This window comes from Sphingopyxis sp. (assembly GCF_016463645.1).
GTDB lineage: Bacteria > Pseudomonadota > Alphaproteobacteria > Sphingomonadales > Sphingomonadaceae > Sphingopyxis.
Map to the genome: position 1 here is coordinate 1 of NZ_JAEMQX010000074.1, position 17,677 is coordinate 17,677.

Consider the following 17,677-nt stretch of genomic DNA (forward strand, 5'->3'; position numbering starts at 1 on the left):
CGTCATGTCCGCTGCACAGCCGCATATGGTTCGCCGCGCCCTCGTCGCCGAACGGAGCGGGGACGGGGCCGTGCACCGCGAAGGCCGGGTCGGCGAAGGCGAGGCGAAGCTGCGCCAGCGTCCCGGGCCATTCGTGGCTGCGATGCGGCATGGTGACGAGGTTCGCGACGGTCAGATGGCATTTGCCGTCGGCGCTGTCGGGGGCCGGGGAGACGGTCGCGGCGTTCGCGGCCCACATCGACGAAGCCGACCAGGCCTGCGCGCGCAAATGGGCTTCGGCGGCGTCCGGCGTCGTGCCGAGCGCCGCGAGCCACGGCGCGTCGGGGCGATCGAGCGGCATGAAACAGCCCTGCGGCAGGCCGAGCGCCAGATTGTGGCGCATCTTTTCGATGCCCTGCAGCGCCGCGGCGCGGGGCTGCGACACGTCGCCGGCATGGCTCGCCGACGCGATATTGCCGCGACTGAGCCCCGCATAATTATGGCTCGGGCCGATGATCCCGTCGAAATTGATTTCGGTGAGCATGGCCTAGCGTCCGATCCAGCTGATCTGGTCGCCGGCGCCGATACCCAGGATGCGCGCGGCCTCGGTGTCGATCGTACCGCCCGCGCCGACCTTGCCGAAGCAGCAGCGGAAGTCCGCCAGATTGCCGGTCGCGATCAGGGCATCTTCGCCACTTTCGGCAATCCCGCCGACCTCGACATGCTTCGCGTCGCGGATGCTCGCGACCTGATCGGTGCGCGCGGTCATCGTCGGGCCGCCGTCGAAAATGTCGACGTAATTTTCGAACGCGAAGCCTTCATTCTCGAGCATGCGCATCGCAGCGCGGCCGGTGGGGTGGGGGACGCCGATGACGCTGCGCGCATGTTCGTTCAGCATCGCGATATAGACGGGGTGCTTGGGCATCAGGTCGGCGATGAACTGGTTGCCGTGCACAGCGTTGAACTGGTCGGCCTCCTGGAAATTCATCCCGAAGAATTTGCCCGCGACCCCGTCCCAGAAGGGCGATCCGCCCGCCTCGTCGATCACGCCGCGCAGCTCGGCGAGGATGCGGTCGCCGAAACGCGCGCGGTGGCGCGCGATGAACAGGTAGCGCGAGCGTGCGAGCAGCAGCCCGAGCCCGCCGGCGCGCGCCGCGGGGTGCAGGAACAGTCCGCCGACCTCGCTCGCGCCGTTGAGGTCGTTGCTCAGCATCAGCACCTGCGCGTGGAAGGTGCGGTTCAGTTGCTCGCTATGCTTGCTGTCGGTGCCGATGCGATAGGAGTAGAAGGGCCAGCGTTGGCCGACCTGCCCGAAAATCTGGCAGGTGCCGCGAACCTCGCCGCTGTCGAGATCCTCGAGCACCATCAGATAGAGCTCGTCGCCCGGATATTCCTTCTCCGACGCGAAGCCCGCCTCGGCGCGTTCGAGCTTCGCGCGCAGCGCCTTCTTGTCGGGGGGCAGGTTGGTGAAGCCGCCGCCGGTCAGCTTCGCCATTTCATAAATGCTTTGCAGGTCGCCCGGTTTGGCCGCCCGGATCACATAATTCACACAGTCCCCCGTTCCGCTATTCTCAACATGGTCAGCGCCGACAGCAGCGCCCGTTCGGCGAGGCTGTCGACGATCAGAAATTCGTCCGGGCTGTGGATCGCGCCGCCGCGCGGGCCCATCGTGTCGACGACGGGAATCCCGCACGCCGCGATATTGTTGCCGTCGCAGACGCCGCCGGTGGCGTTCCAGCCGATCGGCGGCAGACCGAGCGCGGCGCCGCAGTCGCGTACCAGTTCGAACAGGCGCGTCGCCGCGGCGTCGAGCGGCTTCGGCGGGCGGTTGAAATTGCCGTGGACATGGCAATGCACGTCATGCTCGCGCGACACCGCCGCGACCGCGGCGCGCAGCGCCGTCTCGGCCTCGACCATCGCTTCGGGCGTCGAGGGACGCATGTTGACGCGCAGGATCGCGCTGTCGGGAACGACATTGTTCGGGCCGCCGCCATCGATCTTCGCGGGATTGACCTTGAGCGTCGGCGATTTCAGTTTCGCGAGCCGCAATGCGAGGTCGGCGGCGGCGAGAAGCGCGTTGCGCCCGTCGTCGGGATTGCGCCCGGCGTGCGCCGACAGGCCGTGGACGATCACCGAGAAATTGCCGCTCCCGGGCCGCGCACCCGCCAGCGTGCCATCGGGCAGCGCGGGCTCATAGGTCAGCGCGGCGGTCTTGCCTTTCGCAAGCTCGGCGATCAGCGCGGCGGAGGCGTGGCTGCCCGTTTCCTCGTCGCTGTTGATCATCACGTCATAGCCGACGCGGCGCGCGAGCGGTGAGGTCTCGAGCGCGGTGAGCGCCGCAAGGATCACCGAAATTCCCGCCTTCATGTCGGCGGTGCCCGGACCGTTGAGCACGCCGGGTTCGAGCCATTTCAGCGTCTGGAACGGGTGATCGGCGGCGAACACCGTGTCCATATGCCCGGTCAGCAGCAATTGCACCGGCGCCTCGGGCCGGACGCGGAGGTGCAGATGATCGCCGCGCTGCGTCGTCCTGATCTCGCCTGCGGCATCGACGCTCTCGACCGGATCGGGCGTCACGAGCCGGATGTCGCCGGGCAGCGCGGCAAAGGCGTCGGCGAGCTGGCCCGCGACGGTCCTGAGTCCCGCGAGATTGCCCGTGCCGCTGTTCACCGCCGCCCATTGTTCGACATGACGCAGCATCGGCGCCCCGGCGGCGCGGTCGAGCACGGCGTTTTCGGTTGCGGTAAGGCTGGCCATCGCCCGGCTATAGCGGGGGGCGAGGGGCTTTTGCACCCCCGCCCGCCATTTTGTCGCCGCGATACGGTAAGTCACTGCGGCGGGCCTGGAAATCGGCTAGGGACACGCGCTAATCGTACCGAATCGCAAGGCATTAACCGAAAGTTCGGGACAGTCCGGTTACGCCGACCGGACCGATGATGAGTGGGTCGATGACAGCAGCCTTCGTGCTTGGCATTAACATGTCCGTGGCCGGCATTTTTGCCGTCGCTTTCGCCGTGGTCGCGGCGACCAACCGGACCGCGCGCGGCGCATGGTGGCTTGCGGCCGGTTACGGCATGGGGATCATCTACGTCGGCCTCGAATTTCTGCTGACGCGGCAGGTCGACCCGACTCCCGTCGGCATCGGTATCTTCCTCGTCTTCCTTCTCGCGCTCAGCTTCGCTCTCGTCGGCGTCGCGCAGCATTATCGCGCGCCGCCGCCATGGGCTGCGATGACGGCGATATGGGTGCTCACGATCCTTGCCGTGCCCGTGATTTTCAGCATGACCTATGGCTCGACGCCGCGGCTGATGCTGTATCAGCTTCCCTATTTCACGATGCAGACCCTGCTCGGGCTCGTGATCTGGCGTTCGCGCCGCCGTCAGGCGCTCGACCTGTTGCTGATCGCGCTGCAGGCGATCGCGGCGGCCATCTATCTCGCCAAGCCGTTCATTGCAGCGGCGATCGGGACGGCGAACGCGCCGCAGGGTTATATGGCGACGACCTATGCCGCGATCTCGCAGAGCGGAAGCGTCGTCACGCTCATGGCGATCGCGCTCGTCATGCTGCTCGTGATGATGCGCGATACGACGGCGGAGATGGTCGCGCGGTCGGAAACCGACCCGCTTTCGAGCGTGCTCAACCGGCGGGGCTTCGAACATCACGCCGATCTCGCGCTTCTGCGCGGCGGGGAGGCGGCGGTGCTGATCGCGGCCGATCTCGACGATTTCAAGAAGATCAACGACAGCTTCGGCCACGCTGCGGGCGACGGCGTGATCGCGCATTTTGCGGCGATGCTGGTCGATGCCGCGCCGGCGTCGGCGATCGTCGGACGGATCGGCGGCGAGGAATTCGCCGTCCTGCTTCCCGATGGTCTGCTGTCCGACGGCCGACTTTATGCCGAAGCGGTCCGCACGGCGTTCGCGTCGGCGCGGTTGCCGGTGCTCGGGATCGATCGCGAATTCACGGCGTCGTTCGGCGTCGCCCAGTGGAACCCCGACGATTCGCTTTTCGAATTGTCGCGCCGCGCCGATGCGGCGCTCTATCGCGCGAAGGCCGGCGGGCGGAACCAGGTCCGCGTCGCGCTCGGCGAATTGTCGTCGGTTCCGGCGGTGGGCGCCGCCTGACTTCAGACCGCGAGCAGCGGCGTATCTTCCTCGCGCGGCGGCGCCGGCTCGAAGCCGGGCAGGGGATCAAACTCTTCTTCGCTGAGTTCGATCGAGGCGAGGCCGCCGAGCTTGAAATGGCCGAGGCGGGGCTCTTCGTCGGACCGCCAGCTCTTGTTGAGGTTCAGCGCGCTGATGAACAGGTCGCCGCGGCGTTCGAACAGCAGATGCGGGGCCAGCGTCAGCGTCTGGCCGTTATATTGCGCCGTCACCAGCCGCTTGCGGGCGATGGCTTCCATCAGTTTCAGTCGCGTGTCGTCCATGATTCCGGATCGTTCGGGGAGAAAGATATTTTCGTTGTGCGTTGCAACGTAACCTACCCGGCCCCCATTGAAAAGCGCCCATTGCCAATCGAATCCAATCGCGGCATAGCGCACCGGCCCTTTCCTCCCCGGGTCCACTGGCGCAGCCGCGCCGACCAGAGGGTGCTTGCATGACCGAATTTACCGATCGTTCCGGCCTGTCCGTCGATTCGCGACTGGCCGATTTCATCGAACAGCGGGCGCTGCCGGCGACGGGGCTCGATGCCGATAAATTCTGGAGCGATTTCGCGGACCTGCTCGCAAGGTTCGCGCCCGAGAATGCGGCACTGCTCGCGAAGCGCGAGGATTTGCAGACGCGGATCGATAACTGGCACCAGGCGCGGGAAGGGCAGGCGCACGATCCCGCCGCCTATCAGGCGTTCCTCCGCGAAATCGGCTATCTCGTCCCCGAACCCGCGCCGTTTGCCGTCGGCACCGATAATGTCGATCCCGAGATCGCGACGATGGCGGGCCCGCAGCTCGTCGTGCCCGCGCTCAACGCCCGCTTTGCCCTGAACGCCGCCAATGCGCGCTGGGGCAGCCTCTACGACGCTTTCTATGGCACCGACGCACTCGACGCGCCGCCTGCCAAGCCCGGCGGTTATGATGCGGAGCGCGGCGCCGCGGTGATCGCGCGTGCCAAGGCGTTTCTCGACGGGACGGCGCCGCTTGCCGCGGGAAGCTGGGCCGACTGGCAGGGCGGCCAGCTCAGCCTCGCCGATCCGTCGCAATGGGCGGGCAGCAAGCCCGGCGCCATCCTGCTCCGGCATCATGGCCTGCACATCGAATTGGTGATCGACCCCGATAGCGCGATCGGCAGGACCGACCCGGCGGGCATCGCCGATGTCATCCTCGAAGCCGCGCTGACGACCATCATCGACCTCGAGGACTCGGTTGCCGCCGTCGACGGCGAGGACAAGACGCTCGGCTACACCAACTGGCTCGGGCTGATGCGCGGCGACCTCGTCGAAAGCTTCGACAAGGGCGGGAAGACCGTCACGCGCGCGATGGCGGCCGACCGCGAATGGACCTCGCCATCGGGCGAGTCCTTCACGCTGCACGGGCGCAGCGTGATGTTCGTGCGCAACGTCGGGCATCTGATGACGACGCCGATGATCCGCCTTCCGAACGGCGCCGAGGCGCCCGAGGGCCTCTGCGACGCCGTGATCACCAGCCTCTGTTCGCTCCACGACCTGAAGGGCCTCGGCACGCTCGGGAACAGCCGCGCGGGCAGCATCTATATCGTCAAGCCCAAGCAGCACGGGCCCGAGGAATGCGGTTTCACCGATCGTCTGTTCGATGCGGTCGAGGATATGCTCGGTCTTGCGCGCCACACGATCAAGGTCGGCGTGATGGACGAGGAGCGCCGGACGTCGGCGAACCTCGCTGCCTGCATCGAGGCGGTGAAGGACCGTATCGTCTTCATCAACACCGGCTTCCTCGACCGTACCGGCGACGAGATCCACACCTCCATGCGCGCGGGACCGATGATCCCGAAAGGCGAGATGAAGGCGTCGGACTGGATCGCGAGCTATGAGGACCGCAACGTCCGCATCGGTCTCGCCTGCGGCCTTTCGGGCAAGGCGCAGATCGGCAAGGGCATGTGGGCGATGCCCGACCTGATGAAGGCGATGCTCGACACGAAGATCGGTCATCCGAAATCGGGCGCGAACACCGCATGGGTTCCGTCGCCGACCGCCGCGACGCTGCACGCGCTCCACTATCATGCGGTCGATGTCTTCGCGCGGCAGAAGGAGATCGGTGGCGAGGCGGTGCCGCCGCTGGACCGGCTGCTGAACATCCCCGTCGCGACGGGGCGCAACTGGAGCGAGGCCGAGATCGCGCGCGAACTCGACAATAATTGCCAAGGAATCCTGGGCTATGTCGTGCGCTGGATCGATCAGGGCGTCGGCTGCTCCAAGGTTCCCGATATCGACGATGTCGGCCTGATGGAGGATCGCGCGACGCTGCGCATTTCGTCGCAGGCGCTCGCCAACTGGTTGCTCCACGGCGTCTGTACCGAGGCGCAGGTCGACGCCGCGCTGGCGCGCATGGCAACGAAGGTCGATGCGCAGAATGCCGGTGATCCGCTCTACGGGAAACTGACGCCCGACGGCATCGCGTACAAGGCCGCCCGCGCCCTCATCTTCGAGGGGGTCGCGCAGCCGTCGGGCTACACCGAACCGCTGCTGCACAAATACCGGCGGGACAAAAAGGCGGCCTGATCGCCGGCGGCCTCGCGGGCGGCCGTCAGACCTTGCCGGTAACGGGAAAATAGGATAGGGGGGTATGGTATGGCTCACCTGTCCTCCCGACCCGATCTTGTGGCGCGCGTTCACCGCATCGCGGGACAGGTGGCCGCAGTCGAAAAAGCGCTCGCGACCGACGCGCCGTGCGCAACGGTACTGCACCGCGTCGCCGCGGTACGCGGGGCGGTGAACGGCTTGCTCGACGAGGTGATCGCCGAACATCTCAAGGAACATGTCGCCTTGCCCGGTCTCGGCGACGATGAGCGCGCGGCGGGTGCCGAAGAGTTGCTTGCGGTCATCCGCCGCTACGCGAAATAAGGTACCCCATGTCCGAATCCGTCCCCACGCAGCACCTGCACGATTTTCTCGGCGCGTCACACGACGAGAATGCGAAGCGTACCCTGTGGGTCGTCGCGCTGACCGCGGTGATGATGGTTGCCGAGATCGCGGCCGGTTACTGGACCGGGTCGATGGCGCTGCTCGCCGACGGCTTCCATATGGCGACGCATGCGGGGGCGCTCGGGCTTGCCGCGCTCGCCTATCGCTATGCGAAGAAGCACCGCCACGACCCGCGCTACAGCTTCGGCACCGGCAAGGTCGGCGACCTTACCGGCTTCGCCTCGGCGCTGATTCTCGGCATCTTCTCGATCGGGATCGCGGTCGAATCGACGCTCCGCCTGATCGATCCGGTGCGCGTCGATTTCGCGAGCGCGACGCTCGTCGCGGTACTTGGCCTCGTCGTCAATATCGTCAGCGCGCTGCTGCTGATGGGCGGGCATCATGGCCACGACCATGGACATGGCCACGATCATCACGGACATGACCATGATCACGCCCATCACCATCACGGCCACGATAACAATCTCCGCTCGGCCTATTTTCACGTCCTCGCCGACGCGCTGACCTCGCTGCTCGCGATCGGCGCGCTGCTCGCGGGGCGTTACCTCGGGCTCTACTGGATGGACCCGGCGATGGGCATTGTCGGTGCGCTCGTGATCGCGCGCTGGTCGTGGGGCCTGATGCGCGACACCGCCGCGATCCTGCTCGACACGAACGACGACGAAGCGGCGGCGACGATCCGCGGCCGCGTCGAGGCGGCGGGGGCGACGCTCACCGATCTCCATGTATGGCGCGTCGGTCCCGAGGCGCGGGCGGCGATCGTCGAAGTGAAGGGCGACGTCTCGTGCGAGGAGATACGCGACCGGCTGAGCGATATCGTGACCGTCGCGCACCTGACCGTCGCCGTCCGCTGAAACACTTGCCTCGGGTCGGAAAGCGTATAGAACATAAAGGGAACAACAAGGAGTCTCCCCATGTCCGCCGCCGTCGATCCCGACTATCGTCATTATCCGAAGGAGGCGCGATATCATGCGCGCGTCGAAGCGGCTGGCGCGAAGCTCAAACTCTATCACCTCACTGCCGCCGACGCGCCGGTTCCGGAAGACGTCCGGGCGCTCGCGGCGCGGTGGTTCGAGGAGCAGCCGGCGGCAATACTCCAGCCGGGCGATTGCGGCTTCGTCATTCTCCATCGCTGCGGCGCCGATTTCCATTTCCTGCTGGTGTCGGTGTGGCGCGGGTCGAATGAATTGTGGGAAGCGGTGTGGTACCGGCACGGCGAGATGCCGGCCTTTTCGCGCTTCGATCCGGCCTATCCCGCGGAGAAGGGCGTGGTGCGCCCGACCTTCTGCGTATGGGAACTCGGCATCGTCGCGCATGAAAGCGCGGCGTGGGGCCGCTATCTCGCGTCGCCGCGCGACGATATGGCGCGCTCGCGCTGGCTTGAGGATATATTCGAAGGCGCGGTATAGGCCGCTTTTCATTCACGGGAGTTTTTGACGTGCAGATTGCGGTGCTGACCTTCGACGGCTTCAACGAACTCGATTCGTTCGTCGCCGCCGCCATCCTGAACCGCCTGCGCGGGCAGGGCTGGGAAGCGCATATCACGTCGCCGACCCCGCACGTCACCTCGATGAACGGCGTGACGATCGAACGCCGGCAACCGCTCGACTTCGCCGCGAAGGCCGATGCGGTGATCATCGGCAGCGGTATCAGGACGCGCGAGATCGCGGCCGATCCGCTGATGCTCGGCCGCATCCGGCTCGACCCCGCGCGCCAGTTGATCGGTGCGCAATGTTCGGGAACATTGCTGCTCGCGAAGCTCGGGCTGATCGGCGATCTGCCGGCCTGCACCGACCTCACGACGAAGCCGTGGGTGATCGAGGCGGGCGTCGAGGTACTCGACGCGCCCTTCGTCGCGCACGGCAATGTCGCGACTGCGGGCGGCTGCCTCGCGTCGCAATATCTCGCCGCGTGGATCATCGCGCGTCTCGCCGGAACCGTCGCGGCCGAAGAGGCGCTCCATTATGTCGCGCCGGTCGGCGAGAAAGCGGAGTATGTGGCGCGCGCCCTCGCCGCGGTGCGGCCGTTCCTGCCCGCCGAGGCGCTCGCCCGCACCGCATAACTGGCGGCGCTGTACAATACAGCTTGCCCCGACCGGCTATGATCCGGCATTTTGCGGCGTGCGCAAAGCGGGGGGCAGGGCGATGACGGCACCGTTCAATTTCGGGCAGCTCAAATTTCTGAAGGCATTGACCGAGGCGCTGTTTCACGGCGCCGAAATGGCCATCACCGCCGATCAGGTCGTCGCCAACGTCGCCGAACTGTTCGGCAAGATCGGCGGCACGAAGCTCAAGGAGATCCGGCTTTCGCTGACGCTGACCGAACCGGTGCTCGGTCCGATGTTCGCCGAGGCCGACGTCGAAACGCGCGTCGAGCGGATCGAGGACCGGCTGCGCGACAGCAGCATCGACCTGTTTCAGGATATGGGCCGGCTGCGCGGGATCATCTATGCCTGCTATTACGGCCATTGGCAGCCGGGGCTGGAACCCGGCGATCAGGACGCGAACGCGGCCAATCCCGTGCACCGCCAGATCGGCTTCACACTCCCCAAATTCCGCCGGCGCGGCAGCGACGACATGCCGCTCGAGCCCGTCACCGGGCGCGAGATCGATCCCGCGCATATCCTGGACGCGGACAGCCTCGGGGATGAATATGACGTGATCGTCGTCGGCTCGGGGGCGGGCGGCGCCGTCGCCGCCTATAATATCGCGGGCTGGGGCTATAGGGTGCTGATCGTCGAGGCGGGGCCCTTCTATCCCAGCCACGCGATCACCCACCACGAACTCGACATGATCGCCAACCTCTACAAGCATGGCGCGGTGCAGACGACGACCAACCGCGATTTCGTGGTGTTCCAGGGCCGCTGCGTCGGCGGCTCGTCGACGATCAACAACGGCATCTGCCTGCGCGTCAACGAACCCGGCCGGACGCACCCCGACGCCAAGGATGTGCTCGCGAAATGGGCAAGCATCGGCGCGCCGATCGACGCGGCGGCTTTCCACGACAGCTATGACGCGGTGAAGACGATGCTCGGCATCGGCCGTATCGAGCCGCGCAGCGGGCGGCACAACGGCCCGCATCTGATCAACGGCTGGCATGCCTATGCGGGCGCGTCGGACGATCCGATGGACAAGCGCGCGGTCACCGACTGGTTCGACAAGAATTTCGGCCCGCCGAACACCCCGACCGCCTGCGCCTATTGCGGTTACTGCAACTCGGGCTGTGCCTATGGCCGGCGCATGGGGGTCGCGCAGACCTATCTGCCAAGGGCGTGCCGCGACCGCCACGCGCGTATCCTGCCGGACACCAAGGTTCAGCAGATCATGTGGCAGACCGCCGCCGACGGCCGGCGCGAGGCGGAGACGGTGAAACTGGTCCTGCCCGACGGATCGAATCGCCTCGTCCGCGCACGCGTCGGCGTCGTGGTCGCGGCGGGCACGATCGCGTCGTCGAAGCTGCTCGACCGCAGCGACATCGACGGCACCGGCTATCAGGTCTCGCTCAACGTCGCCTCGCCCGTCGTCGCGCTGATGCCGGGCGGCATCGGCGGCGACGCGTGGGACGAGGACCAGATGTCGAGCTATGTCGACTGCGGCCATTTTCTCCTCGAAAGCCATTTCCAGCCGCCGATGTCGATGGCGTCGCTGATGCCCGGCTGGTTCGCCGACCATTCGCAGCGGATGAAGAATTTCGGCCGCGTCCATTCGGCGGGCATCCTGTTTCCCGCCGACCGGCGCGGGCAGATCGTCGACGGCAAGCTCAGGTTCCGGCTCGACGTCGACGACGATCTGCCGATGCTCCGCCGCGCGATGGCGACGCTGACCAAGGTGCATTTCGCCGCCGGCGCGCTCGAATGCTATCCGGCGCTGGCAAAAGGCCAGAAAGTGACCCCCGACATGGACGTCGACGCCTTTTTCAGGGCGGCGATCCGCGAACAGGACGATGTGACCCTGTCGAGCAGCCACCCGCACGGCGGCAATGCGATCAACGAGGACCCGCAATATGGCGTCGTCGATCCCGAATGCCGCGTCCACGGCACGACCAATGTCTTCGTCACCGACGCGAGCGTCTTCCCGAGTTGCATCCGCGTTAACGCGCAGTGGACCACGATGGCGATGGCGCATTATGCGACCGGTCGGCACGATCCCTTTCGCTGAGCCGCAATCGCGCCTACATGGCGCGCCGATGTTCCAGGTTGCCGCCCTCTATCGTTTCGCGTCGTTCGACGATCCCGCCGCCTTGCGCCAGCCGCTGATCGCGCTGTGCGCGGCGGAGGGCATCAAGGGCACGCTGCTCGTCGCGCGCGAGGGGATCAACGGTACCATTGCGGGGACCGAGGCGGGGATCGCTGCGGTACTCGGCCATATCCGCGCTCTTCCCGATTGCGCCGCGCTCGACGTCAAATATTCGACCGCCGCCGACATGCCGTTCCGGCGGCTGAAGGTGCGGCTGAAGAAAGAGATCGTCACGATGAAGGTGCCGGGGCTCGACCCCGCGCGCGACGCGGCGCCTTACGTCGATCCCGCCGACTGGAACGCGCTCGTCGACGATCCCGATACGGTTCTCATCGACACGCGCAACGGGTTCGAGGTCGGCTATGGCAGCTTCGCGGGCGCGATCGATCCCGAAACGAAGAGCTTCGGGGACTTCCCCGACTGGTGGCGCGCCAACGCCGGCCGCTTCGCGGGCAAACGCGTCGCGATGTTCTGCACCGGTGGTATCCGCTGCGAAAAATCGACCGCCTTCCTGCGCCAAGAGGGCGTCGAGGACGTCGTTCATCTGAAGGGCGGCATCCTCGCCTATCTGGAGCAGGTGCCCGAGGCCGACAGCCGCTGGCACGGCAGCTGCTTCGTCTTCGACGAACGCGTGAGCGTCGGCCACGGCCTCGTCGAGGTCGGCGAGAAGGGCTAGGGCCGGGCCGCTATCCCAGAATCGCCAGAACGCGTTCGGCCAGCCAGTCGCCATCGCTCCCCGCAAAGCTGTGCGACGAGCTGGCAAGCCGTTCGACGGGCATGCGACCCGCCGCGCCGGGGCAATTTTCGATGAACGCCTGCGCCGTCCGGTCGCCGGTCGCCAGCAGGATGGTGGCGGGCAAGGCCGGCGTCGCCAGCGCCTGTTCGATCCGCGCCGCGAGGCTGTCGCGCCGCGCCGGTGACGGCGGCGCTTTCAGTGCCGAAAGCCCGCGCAGCAGTTTGCCAAGATCGATCTCGCCCTTCAGCAGCCGGAACAGGCTCTTCGGATCCTTCAGTCGCGACAGGTAGCGCGCGCGGATCGCCGACGCCGGCGGCAGGGCGGGTTCTTCCCCGCCCTCTTCGGGCGCGTCGTCGTAAGTCCACGGATTGGCGAGGATCAGCGCGTCGAGCGCGAGCGGCCGGTGCAGGAGCAGCGCGCTCGCGGCGTCGCAATTGCCAAGCGCGACGATGCGGGAGACCCGCGGCGCCGCATCGCGGAACGCCGCAATCGCCGCAGCGATATCGGGGCCGCTGCTTTCGAACCCGCCATTTTCGCCCTCGCTGTCGCCGATTCCGCGCCGGTCGAAACGGAACACCGGATGCCCCGCCGCCGCGACGCGCTGCGCCAGCATCGCCATGCCGCGATGCGCGCCGCTGCGGATTTCATTGCCTCCCGATACGATCAACAGGCCGGTGCTGCCAGACGCGTCGTCGAGCGTCGCGGCGAGCGTGACGCCTGCGCAGGAAAAGCTCAGCTGACGCCGCATGACGTACTCCACGCGGAAATGTCGGCGGCGATCGCGGCCGCCATTGCCGCGTCTTCGCCCGGTTCGGCACGCAGCCAGAGCGGCGTGCCGACAATACCGTCGGCGCCGAGGCCGATCGCGCGCAGCGGCTCGACCGGCTGCGCCTCGGCGCTTCCGAGTTGCGCGATCATGGCGGGGGACAAGGCATTGCCGGCGAGCAGCAAGGCTTCGTTCCGGGCCGTCGCCTGCAGACTTTCGAGCGAAGAGGTCACCCCGGCTTCGCGGTCCGCCGCCACACGCGCGCGGAGCAGGGTACGGAGGAGCGACGCGCCGCCCACGGGCGCGAGCCGCCACCACGCCGCGGCCCCGGCGCGATGGTCGATCAGCGCCCCTCCGCGAACCGATGCGACGACGACCGGGCCGTCGATTGCCGCGACGGCTTCGGCCAGCGCGTCCTGCCAGCGCGCCAGATCGGTCTCGACCAGCGGCACCGGACTTTCATTCTGTCCGGGCAGATCGGGAAGCACCGCCGCCAGACCGTCGGCGGCGAGCGCGCGCATCGCGAGCGCCAATGTCCTGCGCGTGCGGTTCGCTTCCTCGAACAGCGGCGGAACGATCAGGATGGTGGCGCGGGGGGTACCCGCGGGGTCGATGCGCAGTCGATGTTCGGTCATGCGCGCACGGGGGATCAGTCGGCGACCTTGCGCTGCGAAAAGGCGAGCAGATTGCCATAGGTTTCAAATATTTCGCCATCGATCTCGTCATCATCGATGAGGATGCCCAGCCGGTCTTCCATCTCGGTCAGCACCGTCGCGACCGCCATCGAATCGAATTCGGGCAGTTCGCCGAACAGGCCACTGTCGTCGGTCAGCGCGGCGGCGCGCGCTTCGCCGAGCCCGAGCACATCGGCGAGCAGGGCGCGGAGGGTGGCATCAACGGTAGCGGATTCGGTCACTTTTCTTTCCTCAGCACGGAACGGGCGAATGCCTTCAACGCCGGCCCCCATGCCGCGCCGCGCGACGGATTGAAAGCCTCGATGCGCCACAGCGGGTCGTGCCGGTTCATCCAGTCGCGCTTGTAGGCGTCGTTGCCGGTTCCGAAATCGACGCGCTTCACGCCATCGACCTCGATCACATGGCGAAACAGCGCAGCCGACAGCAGGGTGCCCGGCGAGGCTTTAAGACTGTCCTCGACATGCGCCAGCTTGTGGATGAAGGCGGTGCCGTCCTCGACCGTCCAGAACTGCGCCGCGACGGGCTCATGCCCGATGCCGGCGAGCCCCATGCGAAAGGTACCGCGTGCGCTCTCGGCTTCGGCAAAAGCACGGAGCAGCGCAGGGTGGCCTTCTTCAGGCTTCCAACTCGCGGCATAGATGGCTTCATAGGCGGTCCAGGCATCGGCATCGAAAGTGGTGAACAGCGCGAGATCGACGACACCCTTTTTCGCCTTCCGCTTCACCGTATTCCTGAGCGCGCCGGGGCGGCTTTCCCACCAGCCATCATGATCCATTCCGGAAAGATCGAGCCAGTGGCGGTCGCCTGCGGGCGCCGCCTTCACCCACCATCCGGCCGCGCGAAGCGCGGCGGCAATCGCTTCATGGTCGCTATCGAGAACAGGATAAAGCGACAGCCGCGCCGCCTCCTTGCGCAGTCGCCCGAAGAGATCGGCGAGCGCCACGGCGCGGTCGCCGCTGCCACTGAAAAGCGGGCGGATGGAAAAGCTGTACCAGTTGGCAAGACCGGCCAGATCTCCCGCGGTTTCTTTCCGCAGCGGCAGCCACGCGGCGGTGGTTCCGGCCTGCCCCTGCGCGTCGACCCGGCCATCGCCTGCAAAGCCATGGGCTTCGAGCAGGTCGAACCACGTCGCGCGGTCGAACGGCGACGCAAAGCCGGCCGCGCGCGCTGTGGCGGGCAGTCGCTCATCATTAGCGTGATGTTCACCGTTCCCTTGCATCGTGCCGCCCTCTATCACTCCTGTCCTAACAGCCGATGACCAAAGCCGAAAACCCATCTTCGCGTCCGATCGACCACCTCGCCCTTCGCGGCGCGCCGGACGCGGCTGCGCTGCTGATCGGCGATCGGGTCACGACCTTCGCGGAGCTCGACGCCGGGGTCGGACGGCTGGCGTCATGGTTGCTCGAACAGGCCGGTGGTCCCGGCGAGCGCGTTGCGAGCTGGAGCGCGAAGACACGGCTCGCCTGCCTGATGCCGCTCGCCGCGGCGCGTGCCGGCCTGATCCATGTGCCGGTGAATCCGCTGCTGAAAGGGCCGCAGGTCGCGCATATCCTCGCCGACAGCGGTGCGAAGTTGCTCGTGACGAACGGCTCGCGCGCCGACATGCTGGGTGACGGCCGGCCCGAAGACTGCGCGTTGCAGGATCTGAAGATCGGCGAGGAAGTGATTGATTCGGGAGGGCAGGGGCTGCCGCCGTCGATCGCCGAGCCGGGCGACCTCGCCGCCATCCTCTATACCAGCGGTTCGACGGGGCGGCCGAAGGGCGTGATGCTCAGCCACGCGAACCTCTGGCTCGGCGCCGAAAGCGTCGCCTCCTATCTGAAGATCACGCCCGACGACCGGATACTCGGCGTGTTGCCGCTCAGTTTCGACTACGGGCAGAACCAGCTCTTTTCGGGCTGGCACGCGGGCGCCGCGGTGGCGCCGCTCGACTATCTGACCGCGCGCGACGTCGTGAAGGCGGTCGCGCGGCATGGCGTCACCACGCTGGCCGGCGTGCCGCCGCTCTGGGTCCAGCTCGTCGAGGCCGAGTGGCCGGTTGAAACGGCGGGCCTGCTCCGGCGACTCACGAACAGCGGCGGCGCGCTTACCCCGTCGCTCATCGACGCGATGCGCCGCACCTTCCGCGACGCCGACATCTATCCGATGTACGGGCTTACCGAGGCCTTCCGCTCGACCTGGCTCGATCCGAAACTGGTCGCCGATCATCCGACCTCGATGGGACGGGCGATTCCGCACGCCGAGATACTGGTGTGCCGCGCCGACGGCACGATCACTGCCGACGAGGAGGCCGGGGAGCTCGTCCACTGCGGCCCGCTGGTCGCGCAGGGCTATTGGCGCGACGAAGCGCGGACGGCTGAACGTTTCAGGCCGGCGCCGCGCGCATCGCAATATGGCGGGACGGCGGTTTGGTCGGGCGACACGGTGCGCCGCGACGCCAATGGCCTGCTCTTTTTCGTCGGCCGCGACGATGCGATGATCAAGACCGCGGGCAACCGCGTCAGCCCGACCGAGATCGAGGATGTCGCGGTGGCCTCGGGACTGATCTACGAAGCGGTCGCTTTCGGCGTCCCCGACGATCGCCTCGGCGCCGCGATCATACTCATCGTGCGCGGCAAGGTCGCCGCCGACAAAGAGGGGCTCGCGGCGTGGCTTCGCCGGAATCTGCCCAACTTCATGCAGCCGCAGACGATCGAATGGCGCGACGAACTGCCGCGCAATCCGAACGGCAAGCTCGACCGCGTCGCGATCGCGGCCGACTGGGCGGCGAGGGTGACGGCATGAAGCCGCACGGCCCGATCCCGCCCGGCTTCCGGGCCGATGCCGGCGGCATGCTGCTCGTCGGCGGCGACCGTGCCGAAGCGCTCGCCGACGTCGCGGGCGACACGCCGCTCTTCGTCTACGACAGCGCGATGCTCAGCGCGCGCGTCGCCGAATGGCGCGCCGCGATGCCCGGCGGGGTCCAGCTCCACTATGCGATGAAGGCGAATCCCTATGCGCCGCTGCTCGCCTTCATGGCGCGGCTGGTCGACGGGTTCGACGTCGCCTCGGGCGGCGAACTCAGGGCGGCGCTCGCCAGCGGCATGCCCGCGGGCGACATCAGCTTTGCCGGCCCGGGCAAGCGCGACCGCGAGATCGAGGCGACGATCACCGCCGGGGCGACGCTCAATCTCGAATCCGCGGGCGAAGCCGAACGCGCGCTGTCGATCGCCAATCATCTCGGCTTCACCCCCAGCCTCGCGGTGCGCGTCAATCCGGACTTCGACCTCAAGGGATCGGGCATGAAGATGGGCGGCGGCGCCAAGCCCTTCGGGGTCGACGCCGCCGAGGTTCCGGCACTCGTCCGCCGCCTGATCGATGCCGGCGCCGACTGGCAGGGCTTCCACATCTTCGCAGGATCGCAGGCGCTCGACGCCGCGGCGATCGCCGAAACGCAGGCGGAGACCGTCGAACTCGCGGCTCGGCTCGCGAACGACATCGGTGCGACGCCGCCGCTCGTCAATCTCGGCGGCGGCATGGGCGTGCCCTATTTCCCGGGCGACAAGCCGGTCGATGTCGCGGCCGTCGGCGCGGCGCTCGCCGAGACGCTCGGCGACCGCGACCCCGTCCTCGCCAAGAGCCATTTCGCGATGGAACTCGGCCGCTGGCTCGTCGCCGAGGCGGGGGTCTATCTGACCCGCATCGTCGACCGGAAGGTCAGCCACGGCGAGACCTTCCTCGTCACCGACGGCGGCCTCCACCACCAGCTCGCCGCGAGCGGCAATTTCGGTACGGTGATCCGCCGCAACTATCCGATCGCCGTCGCCGGCCGCTTCGGAGCGGCGGCGGTCGAGACCGTCTCGGTGGTCGGCTGCCTCTGCACCCCGCTCGACCGCCTCGGCGACCAGGTCGCGCTGCCACGCGCCGGGGTCGGCGATCTGATCGCGATCTTCCAGGCGGGCGCCTATGGCGCGAGCGCGAGCCCCGCGGCCTTTCTCGGGCAGGGCCCGGCGCGCGAAATGCTCGTCTGACGTCGCCCTGACATGTTCCTTATCGGGACAGATTGCGACGGGCGCGGTCCAAACTTATGTCAATACTAACATTATGTTCACCCTTTTCGAGCAATGGCGGAAGCTGACGCAATGGCTGTCGCCGCGGAGTTTCCGGACCGCGG

Annotated in this window: 18 protein-coding genes; 10 read left to right on the top strand and 8 right to left on the bottom strand. The window is 67.3% G+C overall.

Annotated elements, in window-relative coordinates:
* The 3 genes from JHC57_RS14700 to JHC57_RS14710 form a co-directional block, all read right to left on the bottom strand.
* A partial coding sequence (locus JHC57_RS14700) for an N-succinylarginine dihydrolase (protein WP_294030868.1) occupies positions 1–523 on the bottom strand: 523 nt, incomplete at its 3' end.
* A gap of 3 nt (positions 524–526) precedes the next feature.
* Positions 527–1,528: an arginine N-succinyltransferase gene (locus JHC57_RS14705; RefSeq protein WP_294030870.1), complete on the bottom strand. Its 1,002-nt coding sequence runs from the start codon at positions 1,526–1,528 to the stop codon at positions 527–529.
* The gene (locus JHC57_RS14710; RefSeq protein WP_294030871.1) at positions 1,525–2,736 is read right to left on the bottom strand and encodes a hydrolase; all 1,212 of its coding nucleotides are present in this window, start codon (positions 2,734–2,736) and stop codon (positions 1,525–1,527) included. The genes JHC57_RS14705 and JHC57_RS14710 overlap by 4 nt, the downstream gene beginning before the upstream one ends.
* 191 nt (positions 2,737–2,927) lie before the next feature.
* Here JHC57_RS14710 and JHC57_RS14715 point away from each other — a divergent pair, with 191 nt between their 5' ends.
* Complete coding sequence (locus JHC57_RS14715; RefSeq protein ID WP_294030872.1) at positions 2,928–4,103, top strand: GGDEF domain-containing protein; 1,176 nt, start codon at positions 2,928–2,930, stop codon at positions 4,101–4,103.
* 2 nt (positions 4,104–4,105) lie between these two features.
* On the opposite strand, the gene JHC57_RS14720 is transcribed toward JHC57_RS14715, so the two are convergent.
* Positions 4,106–4,405, bottom strand: coding sequence for a hypothetical protein (locus JHC57_RS14720; RefSeq protein WP_294030873.1), 300 nt, complete (start codon positions 4,403–4,405; stop codon positions 4,106–4,108).
* A 170-nt stretch (positions 4,406–4,575) separates the two neighbouring features.
* Here JHC57_RS14720 and JHC57_RS14725 point away from each other — a divergent pair, with 170 nt between their 5' ends.
* The 7 genes from JHC57_RS14725 to JHC57_RS14755 all read left to right on the top strand — a co-directional run bounded on the left by JHC57_RS14725 (position 4,576) and on the right by JHC57_RS14755 (position 12,003).
* A complete protein-coding gene (locus tag JHC57_RS14725; RefSeq protein WP_294030875.1) occupies positions 4,576–6,669 on the top strand; it encodes a malate synthase G in 2,094 nt (697 codons plus the stop codon).
* 69 nt (positions 6,670–6,738) lie between these two features.
* Positions 6,739–7,011, top strand: coding sequence for a metal/formaldehyde-sensitive transcriptional repressor (locus JHC57_RS14730; RefSeq protein WP_294030876.1), 273 nt, complete (start codon positions 6,739–6,741; stop codon positions 7,009–7,011).
* An 8-nt stretch (positions 7,012–7,019) separates the two neighbouring features.
* On the top strand, positions 7,020–7,946 hold the full coding sequence (gene dmeF / locus JHC57_RS14735; RefSeq protein WP_294030877.1) for a CDF family Co(II)/Ni(II) efflux transporter DmeF: 927 nt from the start codon (positions 7,020–7,022) through the stop codon (positions 7,944–7,946).
* A gap of 60 nt (positions 7,947–8,006) precedes the next feature.
* Positions 8,007–8,501 carry a hypothetical protein gene (locus tag JHC57_RS14740; RefSeq protein WP_294030878.1) on the top strand — a complete coding sequence of 165 codons (495 nt, stop codon included), beginning with the start codon at positions 8,007–8,009 and terminating at the stop codon, positions 8,499–8,501.
* Positions 8,502–8,530: 29 nt separating this feature from the next.
* Positions 8,531–9,154, top strand: coding sequence for a DJ-1/PfpI family protein (locus JHC57_RS14745; RefSeq protein WP_294030879.1), 624 nt, complete (start codon positions 8,531–8,533; stop codon positions 9,152–9,154).
* An 82-nt stretch (positions 9,155–9,236) separates the two neighbouring features.
* A complete protein-coding gene (locus tag JHC57_RS14750; protein ID WP_294030881.1) occupies positions 9,237–11,249 on the top strand; it encodes a GMC family oxidoreductase N-terminal domain-containing protein in 2,013 nt (670 codons plus the stop codon).
* A 28-nt stretch (positions 11,250–11,277) separates the two neighbouring features.
* Positions 11,278–12,003: a rhodanese-related sulfurtransferase gene (locus tag JHC57_RS14755; protein ID WP_294030882.1), complete on the top strand. Its 726-nt coding sequence runs from the start codon at positions 11,278–11,280 to the stop codon at positions 12,001–12,003.
* Positions 12,004–12,013: 10 nt separating this feature from the next.
* On the opposite strand, the gene JHC57_RS14760 is transcribed toward JHC57_RS14755, so the two are convergent.
* Genes JHC57_RS14760 through JHC57_RS14775 form a run of 4 tightly spaced genes read right to left on the bottom strand, consistent with a single transcriptional unit; the run spans position 12,014 to position 14,743 of the window.
* Positions 12,014–12,811 (bottom strand): hydrolase 1, exosortase A system-associated, encoded by a 798-nt coding sequence (locus tag JHC57_RS14760; protein ID WP_294030883.1) that lies wholly within the window; start codon positions 12,809–12,811, stop codon positions 12,014–12,016.
* Positions 12,796–13,464, bottom strand: a complete 669-nt coding sequence (locus JHC57_RS14765; protein WP_294030884.1) for a hypothetical protein — start codon at positions 13,462–13,464, stop codon at positions 12,796–12,798. The genes JHC57_RS14760 and JHC57_RS14765 overlap by 16 nt, the downstream gene beginning before the upstream one ends.
* 14 nt (positions 13,465–13,478) lie before the next feature.
* Positions 13,479–13,745, bottom strand: coding sequence for an acyl carrier protein (locus JHC57_RS14770; RefSeq protein WP_294030885.1), 267 nt, complete (start codon positions 13,743–13,745; stop codon positions 13,479–13,481).
* Entirely contained in the window at positions 13,742–14,743 is a 1,002-nt protein-coding gene (locus tag JHC57_RS14775; protein WP_294030886.1) for a GNAT family N-acetyltransferase, read from the bottom strand. Before JHC57_RS14775 ends, JHC57_RS14770 begins: the two co-directional genes overlap by 4 nt.
* Before the next feature lie 35 nt (positions 14,744–14,778).
* Between JHC57_RS14775 and JHC57_RS14780 the strand changes: the two genes are divergently transcribed.
* On the top strand, positions 14,779–16,308 hold the full coding sequence (locus tag JHC57_RS14780) for an acyl-CoA ligase (AMP-forming), exosortase A system-associated (RefSeq protein WP_294030888.1): 1,530 nt from the start codon (positions 14,779–14,781) through the stop codon (positions 16,306–16,308).
* Positions 16,305–17,534, top strand: coding sequence for a pyridoxal-dependent decarboxylase, exosortase A system-associated (locus tag JHC57_RS14785; protein WP_294030890.1), 1,230 nt, complete (start codon positions 16,305–16,307; stop codon positions 17,532–17,534). Before JHC57_RS14780 ends, JHC57_RS14785 begins: the two co-directional genes overlap by 4 nt.
* The last annotated feature ends 143 nt before the right edge of the window (positions 17,535–17,677 follow it).